The sequence below is a fragment of the Actinomadura rugatobispora genome, from assembly GCF_055379765.1.
The window spans coordinates 3686302-3705172 of sequence record NZ_AP029191.1 but is presented as its reverse complement, the minus strand read 5'-3'; the positions used below and the strand labels follow the sequence as shown (position 1 = coordinate 3705172).

Genomic DNA, 18871 nt, shown 5'->3' with positions numbered 1-18871 from the left:
AGCGGGGACCTGATGCTGCTCACCATCGACGTCGGTAACACCCACACCGTCCTCGGCCTGTTCGAGGGCGAGGAGGTGATCGAGCACTGGAGGATCAACACCGACCCGCGGCGCACCGCCGACGAGATCGCCGTCGTCCTCCAGGGCCTGGTCCAGCAGAGCCCGCTGCTGGCCGAGACCGACATCAGCGGCATCGCGCTGTGCTCCACCGTCCCGTCCGTCCTGCACGAGATGCGTGAGATGTGCCGCCGCTACTACGGCGACGTCTCCGCGGTGATCGTCGAACCGGGTGTCAAGACGGGCGTCCCGGTCCGGATGGACAACCCCAAGGAGGTCGGCGCCGACCGCATCGTCAACGCGCTCGCCGCCGTCCACCTGCACACCGGCCCCGCCATCGTCGTCGACTTCGGCACCGCCACCACCTTCGACGCCGTCTCCGCCAAGGGCGAGTACGTCGGCGGCGCGATCGCCCCGGGCATCGAGATCTCCATCGACGCCCTCTCGGTCCGCGGCGCCCAGCTCCACAAGATCGAACTCGTCCGGCCGCGGAACGTGATCGCCAAGAACACCGTCGAGGCGCTCCAGTCCGGCATCATCTTCGGCTTCGCCGGCCAGGTCGACGGCATCGTCGAACGCATGTCGGAAGAGCTCGCCGCCGACCCCGACGAGGTCACCGTCATCGCCACCGGCGGCCTGGCCCCCCTCGTCCTGGAAGAGTCGAGGAGCATCGACGTCTTCGAGCCTTGGCTGACCCTGGTGGGCCTACGCCTGATCTACCAACGAAACGCCGTGTAATCGCGGATAGGCGGGGGGCCCATGAATCGGTCCTCGCTCCGCTCGGGCCGCGCCCCCTGGGGCTCCCGCCCCAGACCCCCAAGGCAGGGGGCTCCGCCCCCCACACCCCCCGAAAAACCCCGGACCGGCAAGCCGGGACAACGCTCGACAAGCGCCAATGGCGTCACCGACTCGGCAGCCTGACCCGCTTATGGAACCGCTCGACTCCCCGCCTGGTCTTCGGCGGAAGCCCGCCGGAGGAGTTCGGCAGCCGCGGTGATGTCCCGTCGGGGGAAGGTGATCGACATCCACGCCTCGGGGTCGTTGCCCTTGGTGACAGGGAATGACCGCCAGGTGCCCGCGCTGGCCAGAGATCGTACGGCCTTCAGCAGCGCGGGACCGTCGTCGACGCCCACGATGATCCAGGCCCTGCCAGCGTGGCAGGCCGACTGGCGGTCCCGGTCGGAGGGAGCCACACGGGTTCCGCCGTGCAGGATCGCCTCGCCTGCATCCTGGCACGCCAGCTTGGTCGTGTAACCCAGCCGCCAGAGCTGTTCGACCAGAGGCGCGATCTCCACATCGATCTCGACGGCCCGGCCGTCCCGCGTGGTCATCGGTGTGGTGGGGTGATGCTGTATCCAGTCGGTCATGGTCGGCTCCCGAGCCTGTACTCCGCCCACCGGCCAGTGAGGTCGGCGTGCAACCGCACCCAGTCGGCGGTGTTGGTCTGGCCGTTGGCCCACCACTTGGCCGCGAACACTTTCGAGAACAGGTCGATGTGCGCGGGGTCAGCATCGGTCCACGAACCGAACCGGGTGACCCACGCGTCGGCCTGCTCGGGGGTGTGGCCAGCCTTGAGCAGCCACGGGATGAGCAGCCCCAGTTCGACGAACGGGGCGCCGCGAGCGGCGAACGCCCAGTCGACCAGGTACGCGTGCCCGTCGGCGATCAGGAAGTTGTCCTCGTTCAGGTCGGTATGCAGCAGCGCGCCGCCGGCCAGCGGTGTGACGTCGTCGCCGACGGAGGTCCAGCGCCGCTCCACGGCCATCCGCACCACGTCGGGGCAGGATGTGGTCTGGAGAGCGTGGACGGTCTTGGCGAGGATCTCCAAGTCCGCCGAGCCTGGGGTGAAGTCCGCGGCTCGTCCGGTGATGTGTTCGAACCCAAGGGCGAGCCACTCCCCGGCCTCCACCGTCCAGTGGAGCCGGGGAGTGAACTCGGTCACGAAGGGATTGATGGCCGCCTCGCGGCGCAGCGACATGACCTCGGGGCCGTCCCGGTCCGCGAGCTTCCGCGCAGCCTTGACGAACACCCGCCCGTCCAGGGCGTGGAGCGTGGAGGCGACGTCGGCGTGGTTTCCCGTCGGCGCGGGCTCGACCCTGCTGATCGGGCCCGTCTCGGCGAGGATCCCGTCCCGAACCTGGGTGGGCAGCTCACTCCAGTCGGTGCGCATTGAGGCTCCTTCGGTCAGAACGAGATGGTGAGCGGCCCGTCGGCGACCCGGCCCTCCCAGGAGCCGAGGAACTCCCGGCCGCCCTGGTCGTTGCACTCGGGCGGGCAGCAGGACGACCCGGCCTCGGCGTTCCAGAACTCCGGGTCGACGTACATGCCCGTGCGGTGCAGGTACGGGATGGTGCGGGCGAGGGCGGCCCCGGAGGCGATGTCGTCGTCCATCACAGGCCGGTGGTGGATCATCGAGTTCGCGAACGCCAGGCTCATCGGAAGGTACACCTCGGTCCGCTGGAGGGCCTCGTGCCACGCTTCATCGACCGGCCTGGTCGGCACGATCCTGACGTAGGCGCCGGGGTCACGCCGCGCCTCACGGCGAATCTGACCTGCGGCTTTCAGGAACACCAGGGTCTGGCCGACGACGCGCTCGGTGTAGGCGTGCGAGGTGTGGTGCTTCTTGCGGAAGTCGTACACCAGCAGGTCGAACGCCCAGCTGGGGATCAGCGTGCGCGGGTTCTTGACGGCGCTGGCCGTCTGGTCGGTGGCGATGGTCATGTGCACCTCCGGCGCGCTGTGGATGTTGCTGCTCTGGCCCCGGCGCGCGCCATCTACCGGAGCCGCAGCCTGTGGGTGCGGCCGGTGCCCTCCGGGGGGACTGAAAGAGCACCGGCCGCACGATTCCCTTGCTTCCCGGGCGGTGACGCTTCCGCCTCACCGCCCGGGGATCTGGACCGTGCGGCCAGCCCCGGGGTGCATGGAGATTTCCCGCGAGGAGGTGTGATCGGCGCACGGCTTCGATGCGGAGCGGGCTGGCTGCCGCGCCGTTTCGGCCAGCCCGCCCCGCCGTCTGGACGGGCGCGCGTCGGAATTGGGTTCAGCGTCACTGGCGCTCGGTGAGCCGTCCTAGCCGCGTCTACGTGCGGCGTGTCAGCACCGCAGCACGTCGGTGGTCACGCCGAGCGGGCGCGCGACGCGCTGTGCGGTTCGCTCGACGTAGATGAGGGTGCCGACGGGCTTGTCCTTGTCAGGACCAGAGGCCCAGACGAACAGCTCGTCGCCGTCGTCCCAGCAGATCCGCCAAGGCCCCCGGTGCCGGTAGGCGACGGTGAGGAACTCCGACGGCATCCTGACGCGCGCTGCGCTCACCTGGGGGAAGGCTCGGCGGAGTGCGCCGTGCAGGCTGTCGAGCGGGCCGAATGGCGCGTACGGTGCCAGGCCGGACGGGTTGGTGAAGCGAGGCATGCTTCGCGCTCCAGAAATCGTCGCGGGTGTCAGCAACGCCCGCAAAGCGGGCTGTGCCCGAGGAGTCCCCGGCGGCCGTGCGTTTGCGGCCCGGGTTTGCGCCGGGCCGACCGGCGTCGGGTGTGCCGGGCGTCCGACGGCTTTGGCGGTCGTGGGCGAATCGGGGCGTGGTGAGGACGGACCGCACGCGGCGAGACAGCTCGGCCGGGTCGGGCGCCTCCACCAAATGGTCACGGCCAAAGCCGTCGCGGGTCAGCGCCCACCAACTCCCCGTGGAGCGTCCCCACCAGGCCACAACGCCCGGAAAACGGCGGCCGAACTCGGCGACGATCCGGGAGACCTCCGCCGGTGGCGGAGCCATCGCGCTCACCGCGCGACCTCTCCCAGTGCGCGACGGGCGAGGTTGCCGCGGATGATCAGGGCGGCGTCGACGATGTGGTCGGCCTCGGCGATCGGCTCGCCCCACGACGTCCACAGCCACAGCCGCCCGCCGTCCTCCGGCCGCGGACGGCAGGTGACCGTGTCGGCCGCGTTGGCCGAGCAGCACCCGGCGATCTCCGGGTTGACCACCTTCAAGCCGCGCTCGGTCAGCTCGGTCTTGAGGCCCTGCCCGCCCAGGAACGCGGCAAGCTGGGCGAGGGGATCGGTGATGGATCTACCATCAGCCATAGGTCGGAGTCTCCTTCCGGCCGAGGCTCCGGGCTCCCCCGGTGTTCGCGCACCGGGCCGGGGCCGTCTTTCGTGTCGGGTGACACGCTGTGCGCAGCACGGTAGGAACGGTTCGTCCAGCTGGGTAGTCACCCCATAACGCGCCGTTATACGTTGCGAGGCATGGGCGTGAGCAGCCTCGGCGAGGCGTTTACGGTGGTCATGAAACGCCACGGCTTGACTGGTGCCGCACTCGCCCGCAAGCTCGGCGTCCCGCAGCCCTGGGTCTCGATGGTCCTGTCAGGCAAACGCGACCCTGGGATGGCCCGATCCGCCGACCTGCTGCGCCGCGCGGGCTGGGAGCTGGAGCTGGTACCCAGCCAGGAGGAGGACCCTGTGAAGAGACGCCGATTCCTGGCGTCGGCGGCGAGCGTCGCCTTGATCCCCTCGGCGACCCAAACGAACCCGTATCGTGACGCAGCGTTCGTGCAACTGCTCGCCGACCGCCTTGCCCATACTGAGGAGCAGATCGGCGGCGCCCCGCTCATCCGCGAGGCCATGCGCCACGTCCACCACATCGCCCCTGCGGTCGGCGAGAAGGACACCGGCCTTCAGGTCGCCGGGTCCGAGTTGGCCCGGCAGGCCGCGCTCGTGCTCCACGACACCCGGCACCTGGACCAAGCTGAGCGAGTCGCCTCGCTCGCCCTCGCGCTCGCCGTCAAGGCGGAAGACACGCGCGGCCAAGCGCACGCCTACGCAACCCTGTCGCTCATCCGCACCTATGGCGTACCGAACTCCCGCGCCGCTGAATACGTTCGCTGCGGCCTTGCCCTCGACGGCCTCGATGACGCGACCCGCGCAATGCTGCTGGTCCGCCTCGGCCGCTCCCTAGCCGTGCTCCCCGGACAGGAACGGCCTGTGCGGCGGGCGCTGGAGAAAGCCCAAGGCCTTGCCGGTCGGCTGAGTCCGGTCGACGGCGCCGAGCTGATGGCAAACTCGGGAATTGCGCTGAGCGACTGTGGCCTGCACAGCCAGGGCGCTGTCGACCTTCAAGCGGCCGTCGCGTCGGTGGAGTCCCGATCTCCGCTGCTGCTCGGCCTCTATCGGGCCCGGCTCACCAAGTCGGCGATCAAGGCCCGTGACCTTGGCGCGGTCGCCGAGGGGATGAGCGCCCTTGCAAAGATCGTTCCGCTGGTGACCTCGCGTCGCCTGACGATCCACGTCGGCCACATCCTGTCGAGCACCCTCCCATGGGGACGGGTGCAGGAGATCGGCGAGGCACGCGACCAGCTACGGGAGATCAGCAGATGAATGAGACGCCCGGCATGGAGGACGTCCTGAACGGCGGCGGTCACAAGGACGCGACCTTTCACCTCGCCAATACGAAGGTCATCGTGCTGACCGACGACGACGGTCAGACATGGCTGTGCCGCCGCGACGACGGCGTCGCAGAATCGGCCACCCCCATGGGGCGGGTCGAGGCGTTGGAGAAGTTCGCTGCGGCTCTGGCCGAGGTCCTGGCGACCGGCGACGTCACACCCCGCCACCACGCCAGGGACTCGTGCGGACGCCACCGCGGATAACCGCAACTCCGCATCCACGCCTTCCAGCTCAGTTCGCTTGAGCACGCGGCCCTCGCCACCCCGGAGGCCCTATGAGCCCATATCCGATCCGTATGTCCGATCACTGGTGGTGGCGGCCCGGTGCCAGGCCGGGTCGGCGCCTTTTGGTGTGGCACATCCTGCTGCACGACCAGCCCGAGCCCCGCGAGCTCGTACGCCAGTGCCAGGACAAGCTCGCCGGATTGGACGGCCTGGACTTGATCCCGGAGGAGTGGCTGCACATGACCACGCAGATCATCGGGTTCGCCGACGAGATCAGCGTGGCCGAGGTCGACGCCATGCTTGAAGGGGCTGCGGAACGGCTCGGCGCCTTGGCCCCTGTGGAGGTGGAGCTGGGCAAGCTGTGGTTCCACAGCGAGGCGATCATGCTCGGCGTCCGTCCGCCGCAGGCCCTCGACCCGGTGCGCGAGGCGCTCCGAGACGCCGTGGCCGCATCGGTACGTGCACCAGCTCGCCGACGAGCCCGACTGGGGCCCGCACGTCTCCGTCGCCTACAGCCACCGGGATGGCCCAGCGAAACCCATCATCGACGCGCTCGCGCTCCAATCCCGGGGCCGCCGGCGGGTCGGTGAGGTTCACCTTGTCGAGCAGGTCCGTGACGGACGGCTCTACCGATGGGATCACAGATCAGCCGTTCCGCTGGGCAAGCGGGAGAACCCCGTTGGTCAGTGACCGAACGGCAAGTGGGCGTGTGATCCAGGATTCGTGTTGGTGGACTTCGGGCGTCCCTTGAGGGCTTGTCTTCTGCTTGTCGTCCCGGGTTTTCGGGGGGTGTGGGGGGCGGAGCCCCCTGCCTTGGGGTCTGGGGCGGGAGCCCCAGGGGGCGCGGCCCGAGCGGAGCGAGGACCGATTCAAACACCAGCCCCCTCGCCTCCGGCGGGGGCTCCGCCCCAACGGGCCCTGCGGGGCTTCGCCCTCGCCCCCTTGAGGAGCGCGGCCTGGGCGGGCGGCCGCGTAGGGCGGGTGGTGGGCTTAATTGGTTGTGTCGGGTCGATAGCCTTGGGCGGGTGAGTGACGAGACCTACGACGAGCTCCCGGAGCAGATGCGCGTGCGCCGGGAGAAGCTCGACCGGCTCCGCGAGAGCGGGATCGACCCGTACCCGGTGACCTTTCCCCGCACGGCGACCATCGCCGAGGTGCGGGAGAAATACCCCGAGCTGGAGCCGGGCACCGAGACGGGCGAGAAGGTCGGCGTCGCCGGTCGCGTCATGCTCGTCCGCAACACCGGCAAGCTGTGCTTCGCGACGATCCGCGACGGCAGCGGCGACGTCCAGGTGATGCTGTCGCTGGCGAAGGTCGGGCAGGAGCAGCTCGACTTCTGGAAGCGGGAGGTCGACCTCGGCGACCATGTCGGGGTCGAGGGCGAGATCATCACCTCGCGGCGGGGCGAGCTGTCGATCATGGCGGACCGGTTCGCGATCACGTCCAAGTGCCTGCGGCCGCTGCCGGAGAAGCACGCGGGGCTGACCGACCCCGAGGCGCGGGTGCGGCAGCGGTACGTGGACCTGATCGTCAACGACGAGGCCCGTTCCATGGCCCGGATCCGCAGCGCCACGGTGCGCGCGGTCCGCGACTTCTGGCACGACGAGGGCTACCTCGAGGTCGAGACGCCGATGCTCCAACCGATCCACGGCGGGGCGGCGGCGCGGCCGTTCCAGACCCACATCAACGCCTACGACATGGATCTGTACCTGCGGATCGCGATCGAGCTGTACCTCAAGCGGCTCGTCGTGGGCGGCATCGACAAGGTCTTCGAGATCAACCGGAACTTCCGGAACGAGGGCGCCGACTCCACCCACAACCCCGAGTTCACGATGGTCGAGGCGTACGGCACCTACCTCGACTACAACGACATGGCCGACCTGACGCAGCGGATGTACCAGCGCGCCGTCGTCGCGGCGCTGGACACCACGGTGGTCGTCCACGAGGGCGCGGAGTACGACCTCGGGCTGCCCGAGTGGCCGCGGATCACGCTGTACGGGGCGGTGTCGGAGGCGCTGGGCGAGGAGATCACCCCGCACACGCCGATCGAGACCGTGCGCAAGCTCGCCGACGGGCGCGGCGTCTCCTGGGACCCGAAGTGGGGGCAGGGCAAGCTCGTCCAGGAGGTGTTCGAGGAGCTGGTGGAGCACACCCTGGTCCAGCCGACGTTCGTCATGGACTACCCGCTGGAGACCTCGCCGCTGACCCGGCAGCACCGCGCGGAGCCGCTGCTGACCGAGAAGTGGGACCTGATCGGCTTCGGCACCGAGCTGGGCACCGCGTACTCGGAGCTGGTCGACCCGATCGAGCAGCGCCGGCGGCTGACCGAGCAGTCGCTGCTGGCGGCCGGGGGCGATCTCGAGGCGATGCAGCTGGACGAGGACTTCCTGCGCGCCCTGGAGTACGCGATGCCGCCGACCGGCGGGATGGGCGCCGGGATCGACCGGATGATCATGGCGTTCACCGGCAAGGGCATCCGCGAGACGATCCTGTTCCCGTTGGTCAAACCGGAGTGACGCTACGCCACGTTCACCCGGAGCTCGGAGAGGCCGCGTAGGACGAGATTGTCGCGGTAGGTGAGCGGGGCACCGGTCAGGGTCACTTCGCGCTCGAAGAGCCGTCTCAGCGCGATCTGGCCCTCCAGCCGGGCCAGGGGAGCCCCCAGGCAGTAGTGGATGCCGTGCCCGAAGGCGAGATGGCGCGGTGCCTCGGAGGCGGCGTAGCGGGACAGGTCCAGCCGGTCGGGGGCGGCGAAGGCGGCCGGGTCGCGGTTGGCGGCGCCGGTGAGGAGCAGCACCATCTCGCCCTGCCGGATCGTCTCGCCCCCCAGTTCGCGGTCGCGCAGCGCGGCGCGCAGGGTGAGCTGGACGGGCGGGTCGTACCGCAGCAGCTCCTCGACGGCCGCCGCGACGTCGTCCGGGCGGGCGCGGAACCGTTCGCGTGCGGCCGGGTCGCGGAGCAGCGCCAGCGCGCCGTTCCCGATGAGGTTGACGGTGGTCTCGTGGCCCGCCACCAGCAGCAGCACGCAGGTGGCCAGGAGCTCCTCCTCCGACAGCGTCTCGCCGCCGTCCGACACCGCGACCAGCGCGCTCAGCAGGTCGTCGCGCGGCTCGGCGCGGCGCCGGTCGGCCAGGCCGCGGAAGTAGGCGGCGAACTCCTCGCGTGCCTCGTCGCGGCGCGCCAGATCGGCGGCGGGCAGCACGAAGTCGGGGTCCAGGCCGCGGGCGAGCGCGTCCGACCAGCCCTTGAACAGGTCGCGGTCCTCCGGTGGCACGCCCAGCAGCTCGCTGATCAGGATGACCGGCAGCGGGTAGGCGAGCGTGCCGATCAAGTCGACCGTGCCGGCGGTGGCCGACTCCCGGGCCGCCGCGTCCACCAGTCCGTCGACCAGTTCCTCCACCCGCGGCCGCAGCCGCTCGACGAGGCGGGCCGTGAACGCCTTGCTCACCAGCCGCCGCAGCCGGGTGTGGTCGGGCGGGTCCATGGTGAGGAACGAGCGGCGGCGCATCGGCGCGTCACGCCACAGGCCGGCGTTCTCGGGACGGTGGCCGAAGCCGGGATCGCGCAGCGCCTGCTCGCACAGCGTGTGGGAGGTGGTGACCCACAGCCCGGCCGGGGTGCGCGCGGGGACGCCGGAAGCGTCGAGCCGCCGGTAGTGGCCGTACGGGTCGGCGCGGAAGGCGGGGTCGAACGGGTCGAAGCCCAGGACGCCGGCCGCGTCGATGACGTGTGCCATGCCCCCCAGCCTGGCACTGTCGGACAGGTTGTCAACAGCGGTCGGTCCGGCGTCAGGCGGACTCCCGTTCGACCAGCTCAGGCGTCAGGATCACCTGCCGGTGCAGGTGCGACTCGCCCTCGGCCCACTCGGCCAGCGCGAGCTCCGCGGCCTCCTCGCCGACCGAGAACCGGGGCTGCCGGATGGTGGTCAGCGGCACCGCCGAACTGGTCGCCAGCTCGATGTCGTCGTAGCCGATCACGGCGATCTCGTCCGGTATGGACACGCCCAGCCGCAGCAGCTCGTTGGTGAGGCCGATCGCCAGCAGGTCGTTCGCGCAGAACACGCCGGTCGGCACCGGCGACATCTTCAGCAGCCGGTGCGCGGCGGCCCGCCCCTCGGTGGGTGACAGCGCACGCTGCGTCAGCGTGATCATCTCGCCGCCGCCGGCCTTCGCCAGCGTGCGCGCCGCGCCCTCGCCGCGCTCCACCACCGGCAGCGGGGCCGGCCTCCCGGTCACGAACACCAGGCGTTCGCGCCCGAGCGTCAGCAGGTGCGCCGCGGCGATGTCGCCGCCCGCCACATGGTCGACCTGGACGGAGCACACGTCCGGGCCGGCGTGGTCGATCAGTACCACGGCCATGCCGGACGAGGAGCGCAGCCGGTCGATCCCGGCCGGGTCGAGCCCCACCGGGACGACCAGTACCCCGGCAGCCTCGTGCTCCACGAGCATGTCCAGGTTGCGGCGCTCCTTGCGCGCGGAGTACTCACTGCTGAGCCAGAGGGCGTCGTGCCCGGCGTCGTTGAGCGTCAGCTCCGCGCCGCGGGCGACGTCGGTGGCGTAGGGGTTGGTGAGGTCCTCCACGACGATGCCGAACGCCCGGGGGCGCGGCTTGGTCGCGCGTCGATCAGAGGAGCGCCGCGGGCCCTGGCGGAGCCGCCGGGCCGACTCGTTCCGCACGAATCCGAGCTCCTGGATCGCCGCGCGAACGCGGTCACGGGTAGCTTCGGCCACGAGGTCTGGCCGGTTTAGGACATTCGAAACCGTCCCAACTGAAACTCCGGCGCGCCTCGCAACCTCGCGGATGCTGGTCTGTGGCAACTCTCTCCTCGTCCGACCCCGGGCTTGTTTTCGCAGGTTATCGAGTTTTCCGCAGGATGCCCCCGTGCGGTCGACCACGGTGTGTGTTCATACGCGTGCACAAAGTGCTTAACGGGCGCTTGACGGGCCGGATCCGGCCGCCTAGCGTTCCGAGCCGAAGCGTGGCTTGAAACGATTCACGATCTTCGTCCACGGCCGGGACGGGGGAGTCGGAAGATCGAGCGAGAAGGGACGGGTGGAGATGGCTGGCGATCAAGACCCGTCTCGGACAAGACGCCCTCCTCTCCGGCGGGACCGCCGTCCACTCCATCGTGGGCGCGTCCGTCGCACCCGGAGGTGCGTCCGCGTTCGGTTGGCCAACGAGTGCATCGTCACCTGGAGTTCCCCCATGGCGCCCGTCAACCGGCCCATCGGCCACCTCCGGCCAAGCGCGCGCTTCGGCAAGAGAGATGATCTCAGTCCGGAGGGTCCGGACCCGGCAACCAACGCGTACAGATCGAGGCCTACCCGTGCCTGTGTAGCGAACGGCTGCATCCCCGCGGTCATCACCACGGACGAGGGAGGACGGAGTGGAACAGGCCACACTCGCACGTCGTGGCACCGACGATCTGCGATTGAGCGAGGAGGAGATCCGCCTGCTCGCGCAGATCGCCAGCGGTGTCACAGCCGATGTGGCGGCACGCAAGCTCGAGCTCAGCGCGCGCACCCTGCGGCGCAGGCTTCGGACGATCTGCGATCGGCTCGAGGTCAACACCCCTATCGAGGCCGTTGTGTGGGCGGCCCGTAGGCAGCTCATCTAGGTCGACGATCCGTTCAGGGTCGCACGGCCCCGCTCGTCAGGAGGAGGCGGGCGGAATGCAGGAACCGGCAGTAGAGAAGACGAACTCCGTCCTTCCCCCGTAGCGGCGGCGTCGCCCCCTGGCAGGTAGGTCCCTGCGAGGCGTCGCCGCGGACGTTGTTCCCTACCCCCTGGCTAAGGCCCCCCGCCCAAACAACCTCCCGCCGCGTGAAGCCCTCCCCGGCACCGCGGCCTCCCCTTCGCCAAGCCCCAGGCGAGCGACGCCCCCGCGAGTGGACGAGCCCTCGGCGGGCGAACCCCCGGCGGGCGAGCACCCCAAGCGGGCAAGCCCCGAGGCGACGAGCCCCCGAGTGGACGAGCCCAGCCAGACCACCGCCTCGAGCAGGCAAACCCCAACGGGCGAACCCCTCAAGTAGCGAGCCCCCCGAGTGGACGAGTTCCCGCGCGGACCAGAGCCCCGAGCGGACGAGCCCTCCGAACGGGCGAATCCCACGAGCAACCTCGCCCTCTGGCGGGCGAGGCCCCTGAGCGGGCGAACCCTCTAGGCCGTGTCCCGTGATCATGTGACGGGGTCGCGGAGCCAGATGCGGATCGAGGCGACGTCGATGGTGCCCTGGTAGATGCGTTGTCGTTTGTCGTAGCGAGTGGCCACGGCACGATGCTGGCGGAGTTTGTTCACGCAGCGCTCGACGGTGTTGCGTTCTTTGTAGGCCTCCCGGTCGAAGACCGGGGGCCTGCCGCCTTTGGAGCCGAGTCTCGTGCGGTTGGCGGCCTGGTCCTTCTTCATCGGGATGACGGCCTTGATGTTGCGTTTGCGCAGGTAGCGGCGGTTGGTGCGAGAGGAGTAGGCCTTGTCGGCCATCGCCCTGGCCGGCCGGTTGCGGGGTCGTCCAGGGCCACGGCGCGGGATGCGGATGGACTTCAGCAGCGGGATGAACTTCGGGCAGTCCGCGTGCTGGCCCGGGGTGAGGATCCGGCTGATCGGTCGGCACCGCCGATCGGCCACCAGGTGAATCTTCGTGGACAGCCCGCCCCGTGACCGTCCCAGGGCCTCCCGACCCGCCGACGTCACTTCGTGATCTTTGCAAGCCCCTTTGAAGGCAGGTCGACGGCCGGAGCGTGCCGTGCCCCGGCCGCGTGCTGGTGCGCGCGGACCACAGTCGAGTCCGCGCTGACCGTCCAATCCTCGCCCTCGACCTCGTCGCAGCCCGCCCGCAGCCCGTCCAGGATCCGCTCCCACGTCCCATCCAGCGACCACCGGCGATGCCGGTTGTAGACCGTCTTCCACCTGCCATAACAGGGCGGCAGGTCACGCCACGGCGTGGCCGTACGCGTCCGATGGAAGATCCCGTTCATCACCGTCCGATGATCATTCCACCGAGCTCCATGCACGGTCTGTGACGGCAGCAGCGGCTCCAACAGCAGCCACTCCGCATCCGTCAGATCATGACGCTTCAGACGTTCCTCATCCACATGGATGATCTACACCAAACCGCCCCCAAAGGCCACGGGCACGATCTAGGGGAGGCGGGCCAGCAAGTGGGCGTCGAGGAAGCCCCGCTCGGAGGCCGGGTCGTGGAGCAGCCGGGCGAACGGGAGGAGCCCGGCCCCGGCCAGCAACTCGGCGAACCGGTCCGCTGGCCAGCTATAGGCGGGCGTCACCTTGTGGTCGAAGCGGACCGGCTCCGATCCGTCGGTCGCGAAGAACGAGACCAGGAGCAGGCCGCCCGGTGCCAGCACACGCACCTGCTCGGCGAGCAGCGCGGGCAAATCCCCAGGAGGGGTGTGGATCATCGAGTAGTGGGCCAGCACGCCGCCGAGCGCGCCGTCCTCGACCGGCAGGGCCTCCATCCGCGCCTCATCAAACCGCAGCGCCGGATGGGCCCGCCGGGCGTGGTCGACCATGCCCGGGGAGAAGTCGAGCCCGAAGGCGTCCAGCCCCAGATCGTGCAGCATGGCCGTCAGATGTCCAGGCCCGCACCCGACGTCGACTGCCCGCAGGTTCCCCGTCCCGCGCACCAGCTCAGCGAAGGTACCGATCATGTTCCGCGAGAACGGCTGCGTCTCCAACTGATTAGCGAACATCGACGCATACAGCTTGACGACCCCGTCGTAGGCCGCCCGGGTGTCGTCCTGATGTTCCATCACGGGGAAGGAAACTAGCATCCGCGCACGTTCGCAGTTTCTCGGCCCCGTGTCCCCCAACCCCTTAAGGTCTGGCTGTCCGATCACATGATCACGGGACAGGCCCTAGCGGGCGAGTGCTCTGGGTGGCCGAGCGCCTTGAGCGAGCGAACCCCCCGCGGTCGAGCACCCCGAGTGGGCGGGCGCTCCGAGTGGGCGAGCCTCCCGGCGGGCGAGGTCCGGGCGGGCCAGCGGCCTGGGTGGGCGAACCCCCCTGCGGGCGAGATGGGTTTGGTGTTTGAGGTGTGCCGCTTCCGGATGGTTTTCGAGAGGGATCAGGCGACCCGGACCGCCCCCGCGAACGGGCGACCGGCGATCGGGGCGATCTTCACCACGTCACCGGTCTGCGGGGCGTGCAGCATCTTGCCGTCGCCCACGTACAGGCCCACGTGGTGCAGGTCGGAGTAGAAGAAGATCAGGTCGCCCGGCTGCATCTGGCTCTTGGAGATGTGCGTGCCGGCGTTCCACTGGCTGCCGGTGTAGTGCGGCAGGCTGATCCCGACCTGCTTGTAGGCCCACATGATCAGGCCGGAGCAGTCGAAGGTGGACGGGCCCTCGGCGCCCCACACGTACGGGCGCCCGATCTTGGTCATCGCCAGCCGCAGCGCCTGCGCGGCCTTGCCGCTGCCGACGACGGGCAGCTTGGCGAGCTGGGTGGGGTCGCGCTTGACGAGCTTGCCACGCACCTTCTCATACAGCGTGGTGACCTTCTTGCGCTGCGAGTCGAGCTGGCCGCGCAGCTTCTCCACCTGCTGGGAGCGCTCGTCGGCGGACTTGCGGGCGCGCTGGGCGGCCTGCATGGCCTGCATCATGCTCGCGACGCGGGTGCCGTCCTGGGTGGCGAAGTAGCGCAGGGTCGCGGCCTGGTCGAGCATGGCCTGCGGGTCCTGGGCGGCGACGAAGGAGACGGTGGGGTCGGTGGCGCCGCCCTGCATGTAGCTGGTGGCGGCCAGGCTGCCGAGCTTCTCGCGGACGCCCTGCAGTGCCTTCTCCTGGCGCGCGGCGTTGTCGGTGGCGACCTTGGCGGCCCGCTGCGACTGCTGGAGCTTGACCTTGAGGCCGTTGTACTGCTCGGTCAGCTGCTCGAGCTGGTCGGCGAGCTTGTGCGCCTGGGTCTGCAGCTCCTTGGTGGACGGCTCGGGGTCGGCGTGCGCCGCGACGGGCGGTGCCAGCACGGTCATCGCGGCGACGGTGCCGGCCAGCGTGCCGGCGCGCAGCCGTGCGGCCGGTCTCATGCGCGAAAAGGAACCAGGGCGCGAGCGCTCCACCAACTCTCCTCTCCTCGTCCGCCTACCGAGTTAGCTGACGGGTGCGGGCAAGGAGCAGCCCGTCCGCGGCGATGGACGCGGATTGACCCCGGTCGGTCTCGGCTCCGGGAGGCTCCCGGAACGCTTCCGACATTGGGTTCCCGGCTCCCGGAACGCTGGCGGCGGCCCGTGGACTCGGCGGTCCGGCCGCCCGTGTCCGGGCGGATGTCCCGGCGATCGGTCCCGGCGGCCGATGTCAGCGCAGGAGACTAACGGAACCGGAGGGGCGTGCCAACCGGATGTGACGAAAACCCAGGTGCCGTGACCGATTCTGAGTTGAATGACTGGTATGTCTGGTATTTGGGTTGTGCTTTGCCGTATTTTGCCCGCCGTCCCCCAGAACCGTTCCGCGCGCTCACACCCTTCGTCGGGACGGGCCGCGGCCGTCCGATAACGTCGGTTGTTTGTGGAAGTCGTGATCAGGCGTGCCCGCACCGCCGACGTCCAGGACATCAGCCGGCTGGTCGGCCTGTACGCGGGATCGGGGCGCCGCCTGCTCAAGAAGTCCACCGTCAAGCTCTACGAGGACGTGCAGGAGTTCTGGGTCGCCGAGGAGAGGTTTCCCGTACCGGAGGGGGACGGCCCTGTGGCCCCCGGCGGTGGCCGGATCGTCGGATGCGGCGCGCTGCACGTCATGTGGGAGGACCTCGCGGAAGTCCGTTCGGTCGCCGTCGAGCGGGGATACGGGGGACGCGGGATCGGTCACCGCATCGTGGCCCGCCTGCTGGACACGGCACGGGAACTGGGCGTGCGAAGGGTGTTCTGTCTTACCTTCGAGGTGGAGTTCTTCGGGCGTCACGGGTTCCGTCCCATCCTCGGGACTCCCGTTTCACCAGAGGTGTACGAAGAACTCCTCCGCTCCTACGACGAAGGCGTGGCAGAGTTCCTGGACCTCGACCGGGTCAAGCCGAATACGTTGGGCAATACCCGGATGTTGCTTCGCCTGGAGGACTGACCGATGAGTAGATCCCCCCGACGCGGCAGGCACTCCCAGCCGCCGCAGCCGGGCCCGCCGCAGGGACAGGGACAGGGGTCGTACGGCCCGCCGCCGCCCTACCAGGGGCCCCAATGGCAGCAGCCGCAACAACAGCAGTGGCAGAACCAGCCGCAGTGGCAGAACCAGGCGCCGCCTCCCCAGCAGCAGGGGTGGCAGCAGCAGCCCGTCCAGGACCAGGGGTACCAGGACCAGGGGTACTACGGCGGCGACCAGGACGACGTCTCCGAGGCCGCCAGCCTGCCCCTCGCCCCCATCTACCGGCGCGCGGGCGCACGCCTGCTCGACAACGCGCTGGTGGCGGTGTTCGGGTTCGCGCTCGTCCTGCCGATCGTCATCGGCACGATCGGCCTGGACAGCGCGGGCAGCAAGACCGACACCGAGGGCGGCATCTGGAACTGGCCCATCATCTTCACGCTGTTCGCGGTCCTGTCGGTGCTGCCCTTCATTTACGAGGCGGTGCAGCTCTCCCTCTGGGGGCGCACGCTCGGCAAGCGGATGCTGCACCTGGGCGTCGTCCAGGTGCGTCCCGCCGGTGACGCCCTGACGACCACCCAGGCGGTGTGGCGCGCGGGCATCATCCACGTGGGCTACCTGATCGGCGGGTTCTTCTTCCTGGTCCTGGCCGTGATGGTGTGGGACTACCTGGCGTACGGGATGCTCCTGGTCTGGATCGGCGCTCTGATGGCCTACCTGTGGGCGATCTGGGACCAGCCTCTGCACCAGTCCCTGCACGACCGCTTCGCGGGCACGCTTGTCATCGACGAGCGGGTCGAGGACGGCGATGCGGGTTACGACGAGTACTCCGAGTACAGGGAGTAAGGCGGGACATGGCGGCGGCGGATCAGTCACCGAAGGCCGACCCGCTCCCCGACGAGGGGCCTCCTGACGAGGGGCCGCTCCCGGAGGTCGTTCCCGGCCTGGCCGAGCCGGGGCAGCGGCTGCTCGCCCGGATCGTCGACACGCTCGTGGTGGGGCTGCCCGTGGTGGCGGTCGTCCGCGAGGTGGTGCCGGCCGCCGACTTCGACGTCGTCGCGCCGCCGGCCGTCGCCGGTTTCCTGCTGCTGTACGAGTGGATCCAGCTCTCCCTGTGGGGGCGCACGCTCGGCAAGCGTTTCGCGGGCATCGAGGTCGTGCGGTTCCCCGTCCCGGAGGGGGCGGCGGCGCCCGCGGACGGTGCCCTGGGAGCCTCCCAGAGCGTTTCTGAGGTCGCTGAGGGGCCTTGGGTCGGCTCGGGTCTGCCGGGCGTGCGCAGCGCGGCTCTCGCGGCCTCAGGGGGCGTGCCGGGGGCGCCGGGGCCCGTCACGGCCCGGCGGGACGTCGAAAGCGCGCCAGAGCCCTCCATAGCGGCGGAAGGCGAAGGCGCCGAAGAAGCCGAAGGCGTCCGGGAAGGCGTCCGGGAAGGCGCTGTGGAAGGCGGCGTGGAAGGAACGGTCGAAGGCGCCTCGGAACGCGTCCGCCAAGCGGATCGCGAAGGCGCCGCGGAAGGTGTGGCGGAAGGCGCTCCTGAAGACGGCTGGGAACATGCCGCGGAAGGCTTCCGGGAAGGCGGGCACGAAGACGTCCTGGAAGACGTCCCGGAACGAGTCCCGGAAGGCGCCGTGGAAGGAGCTCCCGTAGCCGCGGCGGAAGTCGCTCTGGGGGATGCCTCAGAGAACGGGAGCGTTCCGGAGGAAGAGCTTCAGAAGCCCCCACGGCTAGGGGTGGCGCGTTCCCTGCTGCGGTCGGCCACCTATGCGCTTCCTATTGCCGTACGGCCCGTCCCGGTGTTCGGTCTGATCGCCGGTGTCTTCTGGGTGGGGAACGCGGGCCTGATGTACGAGGGCGTGCGCCGGCAGGCGTTGCACGACCGCCTTGCGGCCACCGTCGTCGTGAAGCGCGGCGCCGCCTGAGCAACCGCCCAGCGGACACAACGCGGCGGCACCCCGCCGAGCCTTGTGTGACGACATTGAGGACTTATCCGCTGTAATCGGTATGCAGTAGAGTCACCCGCGCCGTACTCGCCTACGGAGCACTTCCCCTGGCCGAGCCCCCCGCACGGCAACGGATTTCGCCGACCCCGCCCCCGCCGGTATCGATGTACATCCCCCCGGTGGAGGCACGTGATCAGGCTGCCGTGCGGGCGTCCGGCCTGCCGTGCATTCCCCCTGGGCCGGTGTGGTTAGTGCCGTTACGTCAGGGTTAATCGATGGCTCCGGGGTGGGTGTTGCCGCCCCGGTTAAGGTGGTGCCCGGCCTAATTTCTTCGCCCGCGGACCCGGCCGGGAAAGCCCGGGGGCCCGCGAAACCGGTCCAATGCATGATCGATCGTGCTGGTCAGGGCCTCCGGAGGTGACCCCGGTCACCTCCGAAATCCCCGTCCCGGCCGGGGCTGCCGGACAAATACATACAGCCTGCCACCCCGGGTCGACCGCCGGTGGCGGCCCGTCGCGTATCGCCCCTTGCCGCCGCGTATCGCCCGTGCGTCGGATTCGGAGGGCGGCGATTACGAAGAGTTACCGAGGGGGAAGGCTACTTCCGCGCGAGTTGAATTGTCATCGGCAAGCATCGCGGTATATCTTTGTCAACCGAATGCAGTTTGCTCCAGCTGAAAGGTCTGTCCCCATGGCACAGAAGGTTCAGGTGCTTCTCGTCGACGACCTCGACGGTGGCGAGGCGGACGAGACCGTAGCGTTCTCGATCGACGGCGCCTCGTACGAGATCGACCTCAGTAGCGCCAACGCAAAGAAGCTGCGGGATTCTCTGCAGCCGTTCGTGGAGAAGTCCCGTAAGGCCGGCGCCACCACTCGCCGCCGTCGCCAGCGCGGTGCGTCCAGCCGTGAGCGCAGCGCCGAGATCCGTGCCTGGGCCAAGGACCACGGCATCAAGGTCAATGAGCGCGGCCGCATCCCGGCGAATGTGATCGAGAAGTACGAGGCCGCCCACTGAGACGCCTCGCCGCGACGGCCCGTCTCCGATGGTGAGACGGGCCGTTCGCTTGTGGCGTAGAGATCTTTGGGTTGTATCGGGCATGTCGCGGTAGACAGGATGCAATCGGCCATCGCGTCGGCGGCC

The 18871-nt window shown here is 69.7% G+C and carries 20 protein-coding genes and 1 riboswitch; of the genes, 10 read left to right on the top strand and 10 right to left on the bottom strand.

What is annotated here, in order from left to right:
* The first annotated feature begins 12 nt into the window (after positions 1 to 12).
* Entirely contained in the window at positions 13 to 795 is a 783-nt protein-coding gene (locus tag ACZ466_RS15840) for a type III pantothenate kinase (protein WP_378291341.1), read from the top strand.
* A gap of 188 nt (positions 796 to 983) precedes the next feature.
* On the opposite strand, the gene ACZ466_RS15835 is transcribed toward ACZ466_RS15840, so the two are convergent.
* The 5 genes from ACZ466_RS15835 to ACZ466_RS15815 form a co-directional block, all read right to left on the bottom strand.
* Positions 984 to 1424 (bottom strand): hypothetical protein, encoded by a 441-nt coding sequence (locus ACZ466_RS15835; protein ID WP_378291339.1) that lies wholly within the window; start codon positions 1422 to 1424, stop codon positions 984 to 986.
* Positions 1421 to 2227, bottom strand: coding sequence for a phosphotransferase (locus tag ACZ466_RS15830; RefSeq protein ID WP_378291336.1), 807 nt, complete (start codon positions 2225 to 2227; stop codon positions 1421 to 1423). Before ACZ466_RS15830 ends, ACZ466_RS15835 begins: the two co-directional genes overlap by 4 nt.
* A 14-nt stretch (positions 2228 to 2241) precedes the next feature.
* On the bottom strand, positions 2242 to 2778 hold the full coding sequence (locus ACZ466_RS15825) for a hypothetical protein (protein WP_378291334.1): 537 nt from the start codon (positions 2776 to 2778) through the stop codon (positions 2242 to 2244).
* Positions 2779 to 3150: 372 nt separating this feature from the next.
* The gene (locus ACZ466_RS15820) at positions 3151 to 3465 is read right to left on the bottom strand and encodes a hypothetical protein (RefSeq protein WP_378291332.1); all 315 of its coding nucleotides are present in this window, start codon (positions 3463 to 3465) and stop codon (positions 3151 to 3153) included.
* 366 nt (positions 3466 to 3831) lie between these two features.
* Positions 3832 to 4134: a hypothetical protein gene (locus tag ACZ466_RS15815; protein ID WP_378291330.1), complete on the bottom strand. Its 303-nt coding sequence runs from the start codon at positions 4132 to 4134 to the stop codon at positions 3832 to 3834.
* 162 nt (positions 4135 to 4296) lie between these two features.
* Between ACZ466_RS15815 and ACZ466_RS15810 the strand changes: the two genes are divergently transcribed.
* From ACZ466_RS15810 to lysX, 4 genes are all read left to right on the top strand, one after another.
* Positions 4297 to 5424 (top strand): helix-turn-helix domain-containing protein, encoded by a 1128-nt coding sequence (locus ACZ466_RS15810; RefSeq protein WP_378291327.1) that lies wholly within the window; start codon positions 4297 to 4299, stop codon positions 5422 to 5424.
* A complete protein-coding gene (locus ACZ466_RS15805; RefSeq protein WP_378291325.1) occupies positions 5421 to 5696 on the top strand; it encodes a hypothetical protein in 276 nt (91 codons plus the stop codon). The genes ACZ466_RS15810 and ACZ466_RS15805 overlap by 4 nt, the downstream gene beginning before the upstream one ends.
* A gap of 92 nt (positions 5697 to 5788) precedes the next feature.
* On the top strand, positions 5789 to 6307 hold the full coding sequence (locus tag ACZ466_RS15800) for a 2'-5' RNA ligase family protein (RefSeq protein ID WP_378291323.1): 519 nt from the start codon (positions 5789 to 5791) through the stop codon (positions 6305 to 6307).
* Positions 6308 to 6742: 435 nt separating this feature from the next.
* Positions 6743 to 8233: a bifunctional lysylphosphatidylglycerol synthetase/lysine--tRNA ligase LysX gene (gene lysX, locus ACZ466_RS15795; RefSeq protein WP_378291320.1), complete on the top strand. Its 1491-nt coding sequence runs from the start codon at positions 6743 to 6745 to the stop codon at positions 8231 to 8233.
* Between the two features lie 2 nt (positions 8234 to 8235).
* Here lysX and ACZ466_RS15790 read toward each other — a convergent pair whose 3' ends face one another.
* Together ACZ466_RS15790 and ACZ466_RS15785 are read right to left on the bottom strand one after the other, a co-directional pair.
* Complete coding sequence (locus ACZ466_RS15790; protein ID WP_378291318.1) at positions 8236 to 9453, bottom strand: cytochrome P450; 1218 nt, start codon at positions 9451 to 9453, stop codon at positions 8236 to 8238.
* Between the two features lie 52 nt (positions 9454 to 9505).
* Positions 9506 to 10534, bottom strand: coding sequence for a LacI family DNA-binding transcriptional regulator (locus ACZ466_RS15785; protein ID WP_464043768.1), 1029 nt, complete (start codon positions 10532 to 10534; stop codon positions 9506 to 9508).
* Positions 10535 to 11103: 569 nt separating this feature from the next.
* On the opposite strand from ACZ466_RS15785, the gene ACZ466_RS15780 reads away from it, so the two are divergent.
* Positions 11104 to 11334, top strand: coding sequence for a LuxR C-terminal-related transcriptional regulator (locus tag ACZ466_RS15780; RefSeq protein ID WP_358399412.1), 231 nt, complete (start codon positions 11104 to 11106; stop codon positions 11332 to 11334).
* Between the two features lie 558 nt (positions 11335 to 11892).
* Here the strand turns inward: ACZ466_RS15780 and ACZ466_RS15775 are convergent.
* From ACZ466_RS15775 to ACZ466_RS15765, 3 genes are all read right to left on the bottom strand, one after another.
* Positions 11893 to 12791 (bottom strand): IS5 family transposase gene (locus tag ACZ466_RS15775; RefSeq protein WP_378291367.1). Its coding sequence is split into 2 segments (ribosomal slippage): positions 11893 to 12449 and positions 12449 to 12791, totalling 900 coding nucleotides; the frame shifts between segments, so codons are not numbered across the junction.
* Between the two features lie 60 nt (positions 12792 to 12851).
* A complete protein-coding gene (locus ACZ466_RS15770) occupies positions 12852 to 13481 on the bottom strand; it encodes a class I SAM-dependent methyltransferase (RefSeq protein WP_378291312.1) in 630 nt (209 codons plus the stop codon).
* Between the two features lie 311 nt (positions 13482 to 13792).
* Positions 13793 to 14752 carry an NlpC/P60 family protein gene (locus ACZ466_RS15765; protein ID WP_378293442.1) on the bottom strand — a complete coding sequence of 320 codons (960 nt, stop codon included), beginning with the start codon at positions 14750 to 14752 and terminating at the stop codon, positions 13793 to 13795.
* Positions 14753 to 14788: 36 nt separating this feature from the next.
* A riboswitch (cyclic di-AMP (ydaO/yuaA leader) is annotated at positions 14789 to 14909 on the bottom strand.
* A 321-nt stretch (positions 14910 to 15230) separates the two neighbouring features.
* Here ACZ466_RS15765 and ACZ466_RS15760 point away from each other — a divergent pair.
* The 4 genes from ACZ466_RS15760 (at position 15231) to ACZ466_RS15745 (ending at position 18745) form a co-directional block, all read left to right on the top strand.
* Entirely contained in the window at positions 15231 to 15779 is a 549-nt protein-coding gene (locus ACZ466_RS15760; protein WP_378293444.1) for an amino-acid N-acetyltransferase, read from the top strand.
* A gap of 3 nt (positions 15780 to 15782) precedes the next feature.
* On the top strand, positions 15783 to 16640 hold the full coding sequence (locus ACZ466_RS15755) for an RDD family protein (protein WP_378293446.1): 858 nt from the start codon (positions 15783 to 15785) through the stop codon (positions 16638 to 16640).
* An 8-nt stretch (positions 16641 to 16648) separates the two neighbouring features.
* Complete coding sequence (locus ACZ466_RS15750; protein ID WP_378293448.1) at positions 16649 to 17710, top strand: RDD family protein; 1062 nt, start codon at positions 16649 to 16651, stop codon at positions 17708 to 17710.
* 711 nt (positions 17711 to 18421) lie between these two features.
* Positions 18422 to 18745, top strand: coding sequence for a histone-like nucleoid-structuring protein Lsr2 (locus ACZ466_RS15745; protein WP_197009256.1), 324 nt, complete (start codon positions 18422 to 18424; stop codon positions 18743 to 18745).
* Positions 18746 to 18871: the final 126 nt, after the last annotated feature.